This is a genomic window from Bacillus cereus group sp. MYBK216-1 (assembly GCF_051916495.1).
In the GTDB taxonomy this organism is placed as follows: domain Bacteria; phylum Bacillota; class Bacilli; order Bacillales; family Bacillaceae_G; genus Bacillus_A; species Bacillus_A thuringiensis_K.
On record NZ_JBQAGT010000001.1, the window covers coordinates 147,966 to 163,961 of the forward strand.

Here is a 15,996-nt window from a genome sequence, read left to right on the forward strand (position 1 = left end):
ACAATTTTACATAAATTATAATGTAGAGTTGTGGGATGTTTTTATAATGTTTTTAGTAATATGTATCGCAGTGACAGAGAGGAAGGGCTCTTTTGGCGTAACAGAAACGCTTATAGTGTGTACATATATAATGGAAGGAATTAGAAAAATATTGTGAAGAGACAGGCTTAAATGGGTTCGCTTTTCTATTTTGAAAAAAAAACCAAGTATTCAACCTATAATAAATTTGTTATGATAACCAATGGGATAAAATGAATCCCTATCGCTTAAAACAATATGTTTGAGAGTATATGTATAAAAGAAAAGAGAAAAAATATGAATAAAACATTTGTAAAAGGAGCAGCAATTTTAACCATTACAACTTTTTTGTCGAAATTGCTTGGTAGTTTTTTTCAAATTCCATTACAAAATATTGCAGGAGATGAAGTGCTCGGTATTTTTCGCCTTGTTTTTCCTGTATATATGATTGCTCTTACATTATCGGTAGCCGGAGTTCCACTTGCAATTTCGAAACTAATTGCAGAGTTGAACGAAAAAAATAAGCAAAAGGAAATTGCGAAATTATTTAAATCAGCGTCAATTATTGGGATAGCATTTGGCGTTTTCGGCTGTTTAGTCATTGTATTATTTTCTATTGAAATTGCGAATATGCTTGGTGGACAAGAAACTAGAATGCCGTTGCTTATTACTTCATTAGCATTACTCATTGCGCCATACATGGCGGTGTATAGAGGGTATTTTCAAGGTTTCGGTGATATGAAACCAACAGGGGTATCACAGGTCATTGAGCAATTTGTACGTGTGTTTTTTATGTTAATAATTGCTTACATACTAGTATCATGGGATAAGAGTAATACTGTTATTACTAGTGGTGCGATGGTTGGCTCTTTTCTTGGAGTCATTAGTTCGCTTATATATTTGCGTATAAAATATAATAGAAGTCCATACTACAATAAAAGCAATTCCTATTCGCTCCGAGATTTAAGAGAAAACGGCAAAAAGATATTGCGGGTATCGATCCCAATCGCTATCGGAGCTTTATCAATGCCACTTTTAAATTTAGTAGACTCGCTTACAATACCGCATGTATTACAAGGATCATCAACAGAAATTCAAGAACAATTTGGAATATACAGTCGCGGTTTTGCATTCACGCAAATAATTGTTATTTTTGCAAGTGCAATTGTATTTCCATTAATACCACTCTTAACTTCCGCATTGGCCAAAAGAGATATAAATTTGGCGAAAATAACAATTCAAAATACAAATCGACTAGCGCATGTTTTGACAGCACCGTTAACAATATGGTTGATGGCATTAACAGTACCGTTAAATGTCGGATTGTTCACAGACGTAAAAGGCAGTAGTATGTTAACAGTTATGATTGGCAGTTCGTATTTTACTGCGGTTATGGTATTATCAATAGGTGTTTTACAGGGCATTAACCGTTCTGCACAAGCTGCATGGATTGTTATTGGTGCGAGTTGTGTGAAAGTCGTGTTAAACATGATGTTCGTGCAGAAGTTTGGCATAGATGGAGCGGCGTATAGTACACTAATTACTTACGTATTGATTTGTATTGTAAATCATTTGTATATTCGAAGCTATATTGCCTATTCTATTCATTTAAAAAGCTTTTTTGGTGTGCTAGCAATAGCATGTATTTTGGGACTAGGATTGTATGAACTATGTAATGTGATAGATGTTACATCTTCAAGAATTATGACGTTATTATTCAGTGGTATAGCATTAAGTATTACAACCATTTTGTATGGTGTATGTGCTTTGAAATTAAAATGGATATCAATAAACAAAATACCATTTTTGAAAAGATAAATATAGAAATTTAATTTTTTATTATAATTCATATGAGCTGATAAAGAGGAAACTATGTAGGGTATCAAGTGTTTAGGTAAGGAATGGGTACCAGTTTATGTTAGATGAAATAAACGGTTACCTAGTTTTGGAGGAGATTTAGGGTGCGTTTAGTCTTATCAGGATATTATGGTTTTTATAATGTTGGAGACGAGGCGATTCTACAATCAATTATTGAATCGTTAAGTAAAGAGAACCCGGATATAGAACTAGTAGTACTATCAAATGATTCTAAATATACAAAGGAAATGTATGGTGTAGAATCGGTAGATCGCTGGGATATAAAAGCTGTTTATCATGCAATCAAAAACAGTGATGGAGTTATTAGCGGTGGCGGGAGCCTTCTTCAAGATCAGACAAGTACGAAGAGTATTCTATATTATACGGGTATTATGGGACTCGCTCGATTATTAAAAAAGCCGTATTATATTTATTCACAAGGAATAGGTCCAATTACAAAAGGATATAATCGTTTATTAGTAAAATGGAACTTGTCAAAAGCTTCCTACGTATCAGTTCGAGATGAGGATTCGTTTTTATATTTAAAAGAACTTGGCATAAAAAACGATATTGAAATTGTTCCAGACCCTGTTTTAACATGGAAACGGACAAAACAATCGGATTGGTTGCAAAAGCATTCGATACATGGAAAAGTAATTGCGGTTAGTGTGCGTTATTGGAATGCAAAAGAAGATTATATAAAAAAATTAGCTGAGGCATTAAAAAAATTAAAGCAAGAAGGATACCAAATTCTATTTGTTCCAATGCATGAGCCATTTGATCAAAAAGCTTCGCGTGAAGTAGTAGACTTAATGGGAGAAGAGACGTATATGCTTCCATATAAAATGGATATCGACGAGAAAATATTCATTTTATCACAATGTTCATTACTAATTGGTATGCGTCTTCATGCACTAGTTTTTTCTGCTGTAGCCAAAACTCCAATGGTCGGGATTTCATACGATCCGAAAATTGATTCGTTTTTAAGTCAAGTGAATCAGCCAGTTATAGGAAGTGTGGATGGCGAATGGAGTGCTGAGTATTTATATGAAATTGCGAAAAAGCAATTAATGCAACAAGGAACTGTGCAGCAAGAGTTACAATTGACAATAGATGAGCTTCGGTTGCAAGGCAAACAGGCAACAAAGAAACTCATTGATCATATGGAAAAAGGCACTTTATTAAAAAAGTAAAGTGTCTTTTATTTTTGTTTTGAATTTAATGAAAATTCTAATTACAAAAACGTTTTATTTTAATTCCTATTTATTATGCTAAAATGATTGCGATTATTATATAATCAAATTTGTGATAATAAATTCGTAGATTACGAGGAGGGTAAACTTGAAGACTTTTTCAAAAGGTATAACAGCAGTGGCATTAACGGGATCATTACTTTTAACTCCTATTTCAAGTTATGCGGCAAATGATGATATTACAGGACATATGTTTGAGACGAATATGCGCTCACTTATTACTAAAGGAGTTTTAATGGGGTATGGAGACAATGTATATGCGCCTGATAAATTAGTAACAAGGGCAGAGTTTGCTACATTCATAGCAAGGGCTTTAAATTTACCGAAAGCTGATTCGAATTTCGAGGATGTGCCGAAGACTTACGGTTTATATGATGGTGTAAGTAGAGCATATGGAGCGAAAATTATTAATGGTCGTACGAACGAGACATTCTCACCAAATGATGTGATTACACGTGAAGAAATGTCGATAATGGTAAAGCGAGCGTTAGACTATAAAAATATTAAAGTAGCTGTAAGTCCGCTTACCTTTACTGATAAAGATAGTATTAACTATAAAGAGCATGTACAAGTTATGGTGGCTACTCAAATTATTAAAGGGTATCCAGAAGATAATACATTTAGACCACATTTATCAGCTACAAGAGGGATGGCTTCAGCTATGTTGGATCGCATGCTTCAGACGATTGAAAAAAACGGAAATAGCAATCCTGTAGAAACTAAGAAATATGTTGTGACAAATGTAAGAGAAAACGGAACAGAGCAAGAAGTAGAGCGCTATAATACGTATAAAGAAGCGGTTACGGCTGCTCAAAATAAAGGTATGAATGCGGTAAAATACGAGAACGAATTTTTATGGATTAAAGATGGTTTTGCAAGTGCAAAAAGAATAACTGGGCAAAACATCATTAATATTTATGATGAGAATTTGTCAACAGTATATACGTATATTCAGTATGGAACAGAATTGAAAGTGTTAGAAGTTGGCGAAGATCGTGTGAAAGTTCAACTTTCTGGTTTGACAGGTTATGTGAAGAAGAATGAAATCACTTTAATTCCTACAAATGAAATGAAACAGTCGTCTTATTATATGAAATCAGATGGATATTTATACCATAAATATTATACATATAATACAAGTTCACCTGGATATACAGAATTTAGATATGGTGTGGCACCTTCTTTCATGAAGCAAGGACAGCAAATGTATAGTGTAGATGGAAAGACATTTGGAGACGAAACTTTCTATCAATATTTCAATTATTTATCATTACGTTCGAAAACAGATTATACAGCTGAACAACTAGATAGTTATGTGAAATCGATTAAACCAGACTCTCCATTAATTGGTTTAGGAAAGAAATTTAAAGAAGTAGAAAGCAAGTATAATGTAAATGCATTATTCTTATATTCATTAGCAATTCATGAAAGTTATTATGGAACAAGCGCTCTTGCAAAAGACAAAAATAATTTATTTGGTTTAAAAGCAACAGACGATAGTCCGTATGGTAACGGAGAAGCATTCAATTCAAAAGAAGATTGTATTGAACATGCAGCAAAATTATACATGAATGAAGGATATTTAAATCCAGGACATTGGCGTTATACAGCAACATATACAGGTGATAAAGCTGCTGGTTTAAATGCGAAATATGCATCTGATGCGAACTGGGGTAAAAAAGTAGCGGGGCATATGAACCGTTTTGATTCTTATTTAGGTAAAAAAGAATACAACAAGTACAAACTTGCACGTGTGATGAATAACGTGGAAGTGAAAAAGAATCCTAGTATATCAAATGAGCGACTGTATCGTTTAAATACAAATGTAGTTGTCACAGTTACTGGTGAAGAGATAATAAATGGAAAAGCGTGGGTTAAAGTTATTTCAGATAATCCTACTGTAACAGAAGCGTATATTGCAAAAGAAAGCTTAGAATACGTAAAACATTAATTAAATAAAAAAGAAGGTGCTACTAATATTTCGTAGCACCTTCTTTTTATTCAATTTCAAAATCAACAATGATATAAGCGAGAATAACAATGAAGAAAATACTAACGGCTGGTGCTGTTAATACGTGGCCAGACATAAAGCCAATGCCAAGTGATAGAACGAGTGTGCTCGCTAATAGCATATACTTTACTTTCATGATTTTCTTAAAGTTTGTGATCATGCGGATAAATAATTTAATACCAAAGTATAGAAGAGGTATTAAGTAAATAAGGAAACCGACAATTCCAAAGGCGAAAAATAGGTCATGGAAGTCCATTTCAATTAATTTAATTTTATCTGTGTAGTTACCAGCGTAACCCATTCCGAATAGTTTTTGTGAAAGCGGTGCGTCTTTATAGTATTGTTTGTATGTTTTTAAGAATTTGTCGCGATCACTGTAAATTAAACTTTTTACTTCAGAATCTGTAAGTTCACCTTTTGCATGTTTTTTTGCATCTTCTGGATCTGCTTTAATTACTTTTCCTTCTTTTCGATCTTTCTCTTCTTGCACTGATTTTTTGTATTCGTATATTTGCATGTGAATGCCCATATTTTTTGCGATAGGAGTATGCGGTGTAAGAGCAATTAAACCTCCTAGTATAACTGCGACAACAACGGTATTTACAATATGTGTGAATCCTTTTCCTTCTTTTTTACGATTTATCATATATTCAATGAATGAGAAGAAAAGTGCTACGCCTAATGTAATAACAATTGCGCCATATCCGACTTTCGTTCCGACCATAATACTTGCATACATCGCAAGTATTGTTGGAATCCAGTAATATATTTTCGAGAAAGAAGTTGTTTTATGAATCGAATATAAGACAATGATTGGGAACATAATGGCGAAAAGAGAACTTAAATCATTTCCAGCGAAGAACCAACCTCTTGAACCGATTTTTGAGTGAGGATAGCTTGGGAAATCCGTTCCAGTTTGCATTGCGACAATCATTGTAATGCTTAAAATTAAAGTTGCATATAAGAAATATGTAATGATTTTATGGAATACATACTCTTTATTTTTTAGCTCTTTAAAGGCGATAATATATCCAAACAGTAGCACAATTGGATATACGCTCTTTAAGATGAATTTAACTTCTTCTCCAAATGAAACTGGAGATTTAACCATCATATTATTTACAAGACCAATTGCGAGTGCGATTCCGAGTAAGCATAAATAGAGGATGTACTTTTTCGCATCTTGTTGTTTGTGATGAAGAAGTAGGTACCCTAATGCAAGAAGCATAAAGGCGAAACGGACTACAACTCCAACTGTTGCGCTCATGTGTAGTATATAGATTGAAAAAGATGTTAATAAATCTAAAATTGGTTGAAACACAATGAATAGCAATAGGAAATGTGGGAAGTAGTTATCCGTTTGTTTCAACTTATTAACCATATGTTCCTCCAGTTCTTCATTCCTTTATTACAACACCCAAAAGATGGGTATAAAGCCTTTTTTACATAGTAAGGCGAATGAATTTCAATATTTGTTTTTTTATCAAACTTAAGAATACACCATTTCATTGTAATGGTAAATAGATGAAAAGCATGGATAAACCGACTTTAATTTCTATATTTTTCAACGGAATTGTATGTTTTATACGGTAAATGTACAAATTGCGAGATTATTAGACAGAAAATTGAGAAAAAAGAAGGATTTTTCAGTGGTTTTCTATAATTATATAAGTATAATCTTTATGGAGAAAAGAGGGGTATATATAATGGAAATAACAAGTAAAACAGAATCTGTCGTTGTGAAATATGAAGGCCACGTTGCAACGGTTATGGTCAATCGCCCAGAGGTGTTAAATGCGTTGGATGAGCCGACCTTAAAAGAGTTATTACAAAAGTTGAAAGAAGTAGCGGAAAGTTCTGCGCATATCGTTGTGTTATGCGGGAACGGCCGTGGTTTTTCTGCGGGTGGGGATATTAAATCGATGCTTTCAAGTAATGATGAAAGTAAGTTTGATGGCATTATGAATACCATTTCTGAAGTTGTCGTGACATTATATACGATGCCAAAGCTTGTTATTAGTGCAATTCATGGACCGACTGCAGGTCTTGGGTTAAGTATTGCGTTAACAGCTGATTATGTAATGGCGGATATATCATCTGTTATTGCAATGAACTTTATTGGAATCGCTTTAATTCCAGATGGAGGCGGTCATTTCTTCCTTCAAAAGCGTGTCGGTGAAAATATGACGAAGCAAATTATTTGGGAAGGTAAGAAGTTATCAGCGACAGAAGCGCTTGATATCGGCTTAATTGATGAAGTAATCGGCGAAGATTTCCAAACGGCTGTGAAACAAAAAATTAATGAATGGTCACAAAAACCGATTAAAGCAATGATTCAAACGAAGCAAATTTTGTGTGAAGTAAATCGCTCTAATTTAGAGCAAACATTGCAATTAGAAAAGCGTGGTCAATATGCAATGAGACAAACAGCGGATCATAAAGAAGGTATTGCTGCGTTTTTAGAGAAACGTTTACCAGCATTTAAAGGGGAATGAAGTTTGTCCATTCCTCACTGATTATTAGCTCGTTAATTCGGGGTAAAGGGGAGAAAGTGCTAACACATTTTAGTATAATTGTGTTAGCACTTTTTTTTAGGAGTAATACATGAAGAAAATAATCGGTGTTATCACTATTATTTTGCTTACATATTCTGCTTTGCATAGTACACCATCTTTGGCAGTTCGGACTGCGTTATTTTTTGAGGGACATCCAAGTGTTGCATTTTCTGACGGGGTGACGAAAGAAAAAGATGTGAAAAAAGAAGCGATTCCAGATGAGTACCAAACTCTATATGGTAAGGAAGAAAACTCAGAGCACTATTTCTTTCCGCCTGTAAGAGCACATGAATCAGAAATTGATATGTTAAGTGCATGCGTGAAGAAAAAATGGTTTTTCTATAAAGCAGAGCTCGGATGTTATTAAATATAGGAGGATGAATGATGTCAGCATATAACAAGTTAGTAAGAGATCGTGTTCCAGAGAAGATTTTAATGTCTGGAAAAACATATACAGCACAAAAATTAACAGGGCAAGCATACATACAAGCTTTAGCGAAAATTGGAACGGAAGAAATTCGTGAATTTGCTTCTATGAAAGAACGCGAACATGCGCTAGATTCTCTTGCGGATGCGCTAGAAGTTATCATCTCATTAGCACGTGCAGAAGGTGCATCGATTGAAGATGTAGAACGCCTTCGTAAGCAAAAAGAGATAGAGCGCGGTGGATTTGAAAGAGGGATTTATTTATTAGACGTTTCAGAAGAATAGTTTTATAGGAAAAGCATAGCGTTAATGAGTAACGCTATGCTTTCTTGTTGCAATGAAGCTAATAATGAAGAAGATTGCTGTTAATATCCAGCCGATTGTAATAGAAGTAGTAGTATGAACGGCATAAGAGATTTGTAAACAAAATAATGATGCTAAAAACCAAATGAGTGCAATGTGTATATATTTTTTTGATATATTCATATTTCAAGGCTCCTTTTGTATACTAAAAAGAATTTTACTATAATTTAGAAAATTAGGCCATATAAGTAGAGGTTTTCTGGCGAATTTTGTATACTGAATAGTAGAGAAAATGAGGAGGAAACGACAATGGCACACCATACGAAAGAAACGATGGAACTGATTAAGGAGCTTGTCTCTATTCCAAGTCCATCTGGAAATACAGCAAAAATTATTAATTTCATTGAAAACTATGTCAGTGAGTGGAACGTAGAAACGAAACGTAATAATAAGGGAGCTCTTATTTTAACGGTAAAAGGGAAAAATGATGCGCAGCACCGCTTATTAACGGCACACGTTGATACGTTAGGTGCGATGGTGAAAGAAATTAAGCCTGATGGTCGCCTGAGTCTTTCTATGATTGGTGGATTTCGCTGGAACTCTGTAGAAGGGGAATATTGCGAAATTGAAACATCAAGTGGCAAGACATATACAGGAACGATTTTAATGCATCAAACATCTGTACATGTATATAAAGATGCAGGTGAAGCAAAACGCGATGAGAAAAATATTGAAGTTCGTATTGATGAGCGCGTATTTTCAGCTGATGAAGTACGCGAATTAGGAATTGAAGTAGGAGACTTCGTTTCATTTGATCCGCGCGTTCAAATTACAGAGAGTGGATACATAAAATCACGTCATTTAGATGACAAAGTAAGTGTTGCAATTTTATTAAAATTAATTAAAAGATTACAAGATGAAAACATAACATTACCATATACGACGCATTTCTTAATTTCTAATAATGAAGAGATTGGATACGGTGGTAACTCTAACATTCCAGAAGAAACTGTTGAATACTTAGCAGTTGATATGGGAGCGTTAGGTGATGGACAAGCATCTGATGAATATACAGTATCTATTTGTGCAAAAGACTCTAGCGGCCCGTATCATTATGCACTGCGCAAACATTTAGTAGAGCTTGCGAAAACGAATCATATTGAATATAAAGTAGATATTTATCCGTACTACGGATCTGATGCATCAGCTGCGATTCGCGCGGGATTTGATGTGAAACATGCGTTAATTGGAGCGGGTATTGATTCTTCCCATGCATTTGAACGTACGCATGAAAGTTCAATTGCGCATACAGAAGCATTAGTGTATGCATATGTAATGTCTAATTTAATTGAAGAATAATTTCATAGATAATAGAGAGCTGATTAAAGATATTATTTTTAATCAGCTTTTTATCTCGTAAAAGCCCGATTGGTGAGGGCTGATTAAAGTTTTTTATATACATTCATTATAAGTTATATATATGCGATTTTTGTTATACGGCCGGAAACGTATTTACTATAGATATATAATGTTATACACTATGAAAGGAATTAATTAATAGTTAATATTTTTTAGTTAGCTTGATTAAAAAAATGAATGAAGATGAAGTTTTGAGAGGAGATTTATTTTTCATGAAGTACAAAGCAATAGCCGCAGGTTTATTAGCAGCAAATTTACTAGCACATCCAATTAGTAGTTTAGCAGAAACGAAGAAATTTCCTGATGTTTCAGATAGTGCGTGGTCAAAAGACGCAATTTATTATTTAGTAGAGAGAAATGTAATTAACGGTATGCCAGATGGTAACTTTATGCCATACGGAAATTTAACACGCGCTCAGGCAGCAAAGATTATCGCAACAGCAATTGGTGCTAAAGTAGATCCAAATGCAAAGCCGTCTTATAATGATGCAAAAAATAGTTGGGCAGCTTCATTTATTGCAGCCATGGAAAAAGAGAATATTATTAAAGGGCGAGAACCAGGAGTATTTGATCCTGAAGGAAAAGTAACTCGTGCTGAAATGGCAGCTATGCTTGTAAGAGCATATAATCTGAAAAGCAAAGTAACAGGACCAGTTCCTACAAAATTTGCTGATTTAGAGAATCATTGGGGTAAAGAAGAAGTTAATATTTTAGTAGAATTAAAACTTTCGTTAGGTACAGAGGATGGCTGGAAACCGAATGATTCTATTACGCGTGAACAAGCAGCTCAACTTACTGCGCAAACAGATAAATTTAGCAAGAATAGTGATCGTCCAGTAGAAACAAAGAAAATGTACATAGATAGAAAATTCATTACATATCACGCACCATCATTAAGTTCTGGGATTAGTGCAAATCAGCATAATCCACAAATGGTTGAAATTAAAGAAGAACGAGATGGATGGATCAAAATTGCAACAAGTAAAGGTGATAAATGGACACCTCTAGTAGAGAAAACAGAAGTTATTAATGAAGGATTCACTACTTATGCAGAAGCTTCTTCTTCTTCAAAAGTAATGGGAACACATAACGCACAGCAAGTAACTGTTATTGAAGAGAACGGCAGCTGGATTCGTATCCGCATGGGCGCTGGTTTCCAATGGGTTAATAAAAATCAATTAAATCCAGTGAAGCAAGGTAACTTCTTAGAAGGAAAAGCGATTATCATTGATCCAGGTCATGGTGGAATTGACTCGGGTAATGTTGGTTATTACGAGAAAGAAAGTCAAACGGTATTAGATGTATCATTACGATTAAAGAAAATATTTGAGCAAAAGGCACCATTTACTGTTATGTTCACTCGTACAGATAATACACGTCCAGGAGTAAACTCAACAGATTCATTGAAAAAACGAGTAGAGTTTGCTCAAAAAAATAATGGAGATATTTTTGTAAGTATCCATGCTAATGGTTCTGAAAAGAAAAATGGACAAGGTACAGAAACATTATATTATCAGTCAGCAAGAGCAAAAGTAACGAATCCGCATGTAGAAGACAGTAAGTTATTAGCACAAAAAATTCAAGACCGTCTTGTAGCAGCACTTGGAACAAAAGATCGTGGTATAAAACATCAGGACTTATACGTAACTAGAGAAAATACAATGCCAGCTGTATTAACAGAATTAGCATTTGTAGATAATAAAAGTGATGCAGATAAAATTGCTACACCAAAACAGAGACAAGCTGCAGCAGAAGCGATTTATCAAGGTATTTTAGATTATTACGAAGCAAAGGGTAATAACGTATCTTCTTACCGCTAATAAATCAAAAGAGATTGCCAATAGGCAGTCTCTTTTATTTATTAACGTTTCTCTTTATTTCCGGCATATGATATCATTTAATTTTATAAGAAAAAGTATTGTAGTAATTGTAATTATAACGATATAGAGGATGATCATAGATTGAATAATTATAGTAAAACACCTGCATGTATATATACGTACGCATTTCGCGAGGAGGAGCGTGCTTTATGTTATTTGGAAATGCGCTCGTTCTTTGGAACGGAGTCTCACGTTAATATTTTGAAAAGTGATGTCAAAATTGACCCGAGTAGAAGTGCGTTTATAAAAGAGCGCGTTGAGGTTATGTATGAAGGAGACGACTTAGAAAGCATTTTAAAACAAGTAGAACAAATTGATTTGGCGGGGGCGTCATTTAAAGTTATATTCGTTAAAATCAATGACCTTGTTGGAGAGAATAAAATTGAATATGGAGAAAGACGTCTCATTGAACGCGACCTCGGCATGCATATTGAAGGAGAAGCGGATGTTCGTAATCCAGAGCGTGTATTCGGAATTGTTCCTCTTGGAGGACGCTGGTACTTCGGACACTATGTAGAAAGTGAGCCAGTTTGGTATCATCACATAAAAAAACCGCATAGTTATTCGACATCTCTTAGCACACGTGTTGCGAGATCAGTTGCAAATATCGCTGTACCAAATCCAGAGGGAGTACGAGCAATTGACCCGTGCTGCGGTATTGGAACAGTAGTAGTAGAAGCACTTTCTATGGGGATTAACATCGTTGGTAGAGATATAAATCCACTTGTAGTTCTTGGAACGAGAAAAAACATCGCGCATTTCGGATTTGAAGGAACAGTAACAAAAGGTCCAATCGAGGAAATTACTGAGAACTACGACGTTGCCATTATCGATATGCCGTACGACCTATTTACGCACGCCACACCAGAAGATCAACTATCAATTCTCTCAAGTGCACGCCGCATCGCGAAAAAAGTAGTCGTTGTCACGATGGAAACAATGGACGACATGATCCATGAAGCAGGATTTGAAATTACAGATCGCTGTATTACAAGAAAAGGGTCATTTACTAGACAGATTCTTGTTTGTGAATAAGAAAGGAAGGTCACCCGTTTGGGTGACCTTTTTTTGGTTTGTATTGCTGTGTGATTGGTTGGTGGAATGGAGGAGTGATTTGTCGGTAAGTCGATATCCTATGTCGAATCGCCGATATCGCTACATTAGTATATTACTGTTCTTTTAATTTTTCTTGTTGTGCGATTAGTAAATTGCGTAAGATATGTCCGCGGTAACTTTCTAGTTTTCGTCCTTCGTGATAGCGCACACCTAATTTTTTTAATTCAGCTACGTACCAGCCTTTTGTTCCGTAGTACATTAGATCACTTCCTTTTTGCTTTTGAACAGTATATGTTGGGGGTGGAAGTAACTTTCCATTGAAAATAATAAGCCTGGCTGTATCAGGGTGTTCCATAAAATAATTTCCGGACAGTGTATAAAAAAATAGACAGTAGTGTATGCTTTTTTACACAATGTATACAAATTTATATCCTATGCGTTGGCATGATATTTGCAATGAAAATAGTATCAACATATAGGGGAGAGATAGAAATGAAGGTTAGTAAAGTGTACACGACAATTGATGCTCACGTAGCTGGGGAACCGCTTCGAATTATTACAGGCGGCGTGCCGGAAATAAAAGGAGACACGCAGCTAGAAAGACGCGCATACTGCATGGAACATTTGGATCATCTTCGCGAAGTTCTTATGTATGAACCGAGAGGACATCACGGTATGTACGGTTGTATCATTACACCGCCTGCAAGTGCTCATGCTGACTTTGGCGTATTATTTATGCACAACGAAGGATGGAGTACGATGTGTGGTCATGGCATTATTGCTGTTATTACAGTCGGAATTGAAACAGGTATGTTTGAAGTGACAGGTGAGAAACAACAGTTCATTATTGATAGCCCTGCTGGGGAAGTCATTGCGTACGCAAAATATAACGGGAGCGAAGTAGAGTCCGTATCATTTGAAAATGTTCCTTCATTTGTATACAAAAAAGACGTTCCTATTAAAATAGATAACTATGAATTTCAAGTAGATATCGCATTTGGCGGAGCTTTTTATGCGGTAGTAGATAGTAAAGAATTTGGTTTGAAGGTAGATTTTAAAGACTTACCTGTCATTCAAGCGTGGGGCGGTAAAATTAAGCACTACATTGAGAGCCAGATGGAAGTGAAGCATCCACTTGAAGAAGATTTAAAAGGAATATACGGCGTTATTTTCTCAGATGAACCGAAAGGAGAGGGCGCAACTTTACGAAATGTAACGATTTTCGCTGATGGACAAGTAGATCGTTCTCCTTGCGGCACAGGAACTTCCGCAAGAATCGCAACGCTTTTTGAAAAAGATGCCTTACAAAAGGGAGAAATTTTCGTCCACGAATGTATTACTGACGGGGAATTCGAGGGGGAAGTATTGTCGGTAACCGCAGTAGATACATATGAAGCTGTCGTTCCGAAAGTAACGGGGCATGCATTTATTACAGGATTTCATCAGTTCGTTGTAGACCCAAGAGATGATTTAAATCGAGGGTTTTTGTTAGGATAGAAGGAGGAGGTGAAAAGATATGCTAGTCATAAGCGCGAACGAACAACGAAACTTAGTAAATATGAACGAAGTCATTGAATACGCGGCGCTTGCTTTAAAAGAATTTTCCGCAGAAAGAACAATCACACCAATTCGAGGCTCATTGCCATTTGCGAACGAGAAAAATACGGCATTAATTATGCCCTCAGTAGCGGAAGGGCTTGAGGCACTTGGCTTAAAAGTAGTAACAGTAGTCCCAGAGAACAAAAAGATAGGAAAGAAAACGATAAACGGGATTGTGATGCTATCAGACTTTCAAACGGGAGAACCGCTCGCACTTTTAGAAGGATCCTACTTAACGATGATTCGAACAGGCGCCTTATCAGGAGTAGCGACAAAATATTTAGCTCGTCATAACGCAAAAACTTTATGTATCATCGGGACGGGTGAACAGGCGAAGGGAATTGCTGAAGCTGTATTTGCGGTAAGAGCTATCGAAAAAGTCATTTTATACAATCGAACAGAAGAAAAGGCGTATGCATTTGCGGAATATATACAAGAGAGATTCAACAAACCTGCATATGTTCACACAAATGCAAATGAAGCAATAAGCGAAGCAGACATCATCGTCACAACTACGAACGCATCCACACCAGTCTTCTCAGAAAAACTACAAAAAGGCGTCCACGTAAACGCCGTCGGCTCATTTAGACCAAGCATGCAAGAACTACCATCCCACGCCATCGCGGGAGCAAACAAAGTAGTAGTCGAATCAAAAGAAGCAGCACTAGAAGAAACAGGAGATCTTCTAGTTCCGATAAGAGAAGGTTTATTTGAAGCAAGCGACATCTACGCCGAACTCGGACAAATCATAAGCGGAGAAAAAGCCGGCCGCGAAAACGACGAAGAGATTACTATTTTCAAATCAGTTGGTTTGGCAGTAGTGGATATTATCGTTGCGAAGTATTTGTATGAGAAAGCGGTGGAGCGCGGAGTGGGGAATAGGATTGAGTTTTGAGGGGCTGCCTTTTGGTGGTCTTTTTTGTCAGGATGGGTGTGCTAGTATTTATAATTAAATACTTTTAATATTATGTTTAAATATATGAATTCTGCGCGGACATCACATCATTCATTCAATTGGTATATGAAAAAAGCTGCACCTCTAACAATTAGAGGTGCAACTTTTTACCATTCTCGCCATTCTTCTGTTATGTCTTCTTCAGATTCTAGACCAGCTATTCGTGCTGCTGTATCGATAAATTCATAGAGATCTTCTCTTTCCATTGTTTCGATAAAATAGTCATGTTCGTCATTTAATTCATTTATGTTAAGAACAACCTCTTTAACAACATGCATTATTTCAAATTCAGTTGGATTTTTTCCCAATTGCTCTAAATTATTTATGTAAGTATCAAGAACTTTATTTGTTGCACTTATATTTTCTTCAGTGAAAAATTCCCCATCTTCATCATTCTCAATCCATTGGGTTGTTGGTTTGTTTTTTTTCAATTCATCAAATGTCATGGTAACCTCCTAAATGTGTTTTTTGTCTTTAATCCCATTCTACATTTTCGATCATATATAACAATCATTTCAGAGGTTTTTTTGGAAGTTACTAGTTTTTTAACTCATTTTACGAGGTAACCTATTCGTGGTCTTTTTATTTTATCTTCCGCATAAATATATTTTATCGCAAGAACGCATTAATAGATTTTAAACTTTCTATCTTTGCGAAAAAGTTT

The 15,996-nt window shown here is 35.5% G+C and carries 15 protein-coding genes; 11 read left to right on the plus strand and 4 right to left on the minus strand.

What is annotated here, in order from left to right; genetic code table 11:
• The first annotated feature begins 315 nt into the window (after positions 1 to 315).
• The 3 genes from ACTFRH_RS00815 (at position 316) to ACTFRH_RS00825 (ending at position 5,079) form a co-directional block, all read left to right on the plus strand.
• Positions 316 to 1,836, plus strand: a complete 1,521-nt coding sequence (locus tag ACTFRH_RS00815) for a putative polysaccharide biosynthesis protein (protein ID WP_001044003.1) — start codon at positions 316 to 318, stop codon at positions 1,834 to 1,836.
• A gap of 143 nt (positions 1,837 to 1,979) precedes the next feature.
• Positions 1,980 to 3,068: a polysaccharide pyruvyl transferase CsaB gene (gene csaB / locus ACTFRH_RS00820; protein WP_001241595.1), complete on the plus strand. Its 1,089-nt coding sequence runs from the start codon at positions 1,980 to 1,982 to the stop codon at positions 3,066 to 3,068.
• Positions 3,069 to 3,216: 148 nt separating this feature from the next.
• Complete coding sequence (locus ACTFRH_RS00825; protein ID WP_000847505.1) at positions 3,217 to 5,079, plus strand: S-layer homology domain-containing protein; 1,863 nt, start codon at positions 3,217 to 3,219, stop codon at positions 5,077 to 5,079.
• Between the two features lie 46 nt (positions 5,080 to 5,125).
• Here ACTFRH_RS00825 and ACTFRH_RS00830 read toward each other — a convergent pair whose 3' ends face one another.
• Positions 5,126 to 6,520, minus strand: a complete 1,395-nt coding sequence (locus ACTFRH_RS00830; RefSeq protein WP_000247534.1) for an O-antigen ligase family protein — start codon at positions 6,518 to 6,520, stop codon at positions 5,126 to 5,128.
• A gap of 301 nt (positions 6,521 to 6,821) precedes the next feature.
• Between ACTFRH_RS00830 and ACTFRH_RS00835 the strand changes: the two genes are divergently transcribed.
• From ACTFRH_RS00835 to ACTFRH_RS00845, 3 genes are all read left to right on the plus strand, one after another.
• Positions 6,822 to 7,634 (plus strand): enoyl-CoA hydratase, encoded by an 813-nt coding sequence (locus ACTFRH_RS00835; RefSeq protein WP_001999174.1) that lies wholly within the window; start codon positions 6,822 to 6,824, stop codon positions 7,632 to 7,634.
• Positions 7,635 to 7,743: 109 nt separating this feature from the next.
• The gene (locus ACTFRH_RS00840; RefSeq protein WP_000720150.1) at positions 7,744 to 8,061 is read left to right on the plus strand and encodes a hypothetical protein; all 318 of its coding nucleotides are present in this window, start codon (positions 7,744 to 7,746) and stop codon (positions 8,059 to 8,061) included.
• 17 nt (positions 8,062 to 8,078) lie between these two features.
• Positions 8,079 to 8,405 (plus strand): nucleoside triphosphate pyrophosphohydrolase, encoded by a 327-nt coding sequence (locus ACTFRH_RS00845; protein ID WP_001277350.1) that lies wholly within the window; start codon positions 8,079 to 8,081, stop codon positions 8,403 to 8,405.
• 21 nt (positions 8,406 to 8,426) lie between these two features.
• Here the strand turns inward: ACTFRH_RS00845 and ACTFRH_RS00850 are convergent, their stop codons facing one another.
• Entirely contained in the window at positions 8,427 to 8,606 is a 180-nt protein-coding gene (locus ACTFRH_RS00850) for a hypothetical protein (RefSeq protein WP_001027086.1), read from the minus strand.
• Between the two features lie 126 nt (positions 8,607 to 8,732).
• Here ACTFRH_RS00850 and ACTFRH_RS00855 point away from each other — a divergent pair, with 126 nt between their 5' ends.
• From ACTFRH_RS00855 to ACTFRH_RS00865, 3 genes are all read left to right on the plus strand, one after another.
• On the plus strand, positions 8,733 to 9,782 hold the full coding sequence (locus ACTFRH_RS00855) for a M42 family metallopeptidase (protein WP_000930084.1): 1,050 nt from the start codon (positions 8,733 to 8,735) through the stop codon (positions 9,780 to 9,782).
• A 272-nt stretch (positions 9,783 to 10,054) separates the two neighbouring features.
• Entirely contained in the window at positions 10,055 to 11,662 is a 1,608-nt protein-coding gene (locus tag ACTFRH_RS00860) for an N-acetylmuramoyl-L-alanine amidase (protein WP_000875333.1), read from the plus strand.
• A gap of 141 nt (positions 11,663 to 11,803) precedes the next feature.
• On the plus strand, positions 11,804 to 12,757 hold the full coding sequence (locus ACTFRH_RS00865; RefSeq protein ID WP_001067402.1) for a TRM11 family SAM-dependent methyltransferase: 954 nt from the start codon (positions 11,804 to 11,806) through the stop codon (positions 12,755 to 12,757).
• A 133-nt stretch (positions 12,758 to 12,890) separates the two neighbouring features.
• Here ACTFRH_RS00865 and ACTFRH_RS00870 read toward each other — a convergent pair whose 3' ends face one another.
• Complete coding sequence (locus ACTFRH_RS00870; RefSeq protein ID WP_000400883.1) at positions 12,891 to 13,133, minus strand: YflJ family protein; 243 nt, start codon at positions 13,131 to 13,133, stop codon at positions 12,891 to 12,893.
• An 89-nt stretch (positions 13,134 to 13,222) separates the two neighbouring features.
• On the opposite strand from ACTFRH_RS00870, the gene ACTFRH_RS00875 reads away from it, so the two are divergent.
• Positions 13,223 to 14,275 carry a proline racemase family protein gene (locus tag ACTFRH_RS00875; protein WP_440048802.1) on the plus strand — a complete coding sequence of 351 codons (1,053 nt, stop codon included), beginning with the start codon at positions 13,223 to 13,225 and terminating at the stop codon, positions 14,273 to 14,275.
• A gap of 19 nt (positions 14,276 to 14,294) precedes the next feature.
• Positions 14,295 to 15,272, plus strand: coding sequence for an ornithine cyclodeaminase family protein (locus tag ACTFRH_RS00880; RefSeq protein ID WP_000960307.1), 978 nt, complete (start codon positions 14,295 to 14,297; stop codon positions 15,270 to 15,272).
• A 167-nt stretch (positions 15,273 to 15,439) separates the two neighbouring features.
• Here ACTFRH_RS00880 and ACTFRH_RS00885 read toward each other — a convergent pair whose 3' ends face one another.
• A complete protein-coding gene (locus tag ACTFRH_RS00885; RefSeq protein ID WP_000141767.1) occupies positions 15,440 to 15,778 on the minus strand; it encodes a hypothetical protein in 339 nt (112 codons plus the stop codon).
• Positions 15,779 to 15,996 lie beyond the last annotated feature (218 nt).

Coding starts and splice junctions, on each gene's coding strand:
- ACTFRH_RS00870 (WP_000400883.1), bottom strand. CDS start 13,133: ATGGAACACCCTGATACAGCCAGGCTTATTATTTTCAATGGAAAGTTA.
- ACTFRH_RS00845 (WP_001277350.1), top strand. CDS start 8,079: ATGTCAGCATATAACAAGTTAGTAAGAGATCGTGTTCCAGAGAAGATT.
- ACTFRH_RS00885 (WP_000141767.1), bottom strand. CDS start 15,778: ATGACATTTGATGAATTGAAAAAAAACAAACCAACAACCCAATGGATT.
- ACTFRH_RS00850 (WP_001027086.1), bottom strand. CDS start 8,606: ATGAATATATCAAAAAAATATATACACATTGCACTCATTTGGTTTTTA.
- ACTFRH_RS00840 (WP_000720150.1), top strand. CDS start 7,744: ATGAAGAAAATAATCGGTGTTATCACTATTATTTTGCTTACATATTCT.
- ACTFRH_RS00815 (WP_001044003.1), top strand. CDS start 316: ATGAATAAAACATTTGTAAAAGGAGCAGCAATTTTAACCATTACAACT.
- ACTFRH_RS00830 (WP_000247534.1), bottom strand. CDS start 6,520: ATGGTTAATAAGTTGAAACAAACGGATAACTACTTCCCACATTTCCTA.
- ACTFRH_RS00860 (WP_000875333.1), top strand. CDS start 10,055: ATGAAGTACAAAGCAATAGCCGCAGGTTTATTAGCAGCAAATTTACTA.
- ACTFRH_RS00855 (WP_000930084.1), top strand. CDS start 8,733: ATGGCACACCATACGAAAGAAACGATGGAACTGATTAAGGAGCTTGTC.
- ACTFRH_RS00880 (WP_000960307.1), top strand. CDS start 14,295: ATGCTAGTCATAAGCGCGAACGAACAACGAAACTTAGTAAATATGAAC.
- ACTFRH_RS00835 (WP_001999174.1), top strand. CDS start 6,822: ATGGAGAAAAGAGGGGTATATATAATGGAAATAACAAGTAAAACAGAA.
- ACTFRH_RS00875 (WP_440048802.1), top strand. CDS start 13,223: ATGATATTTGCAATGAAAATAGTATCAACATATAGGGGAGAGATAGAA.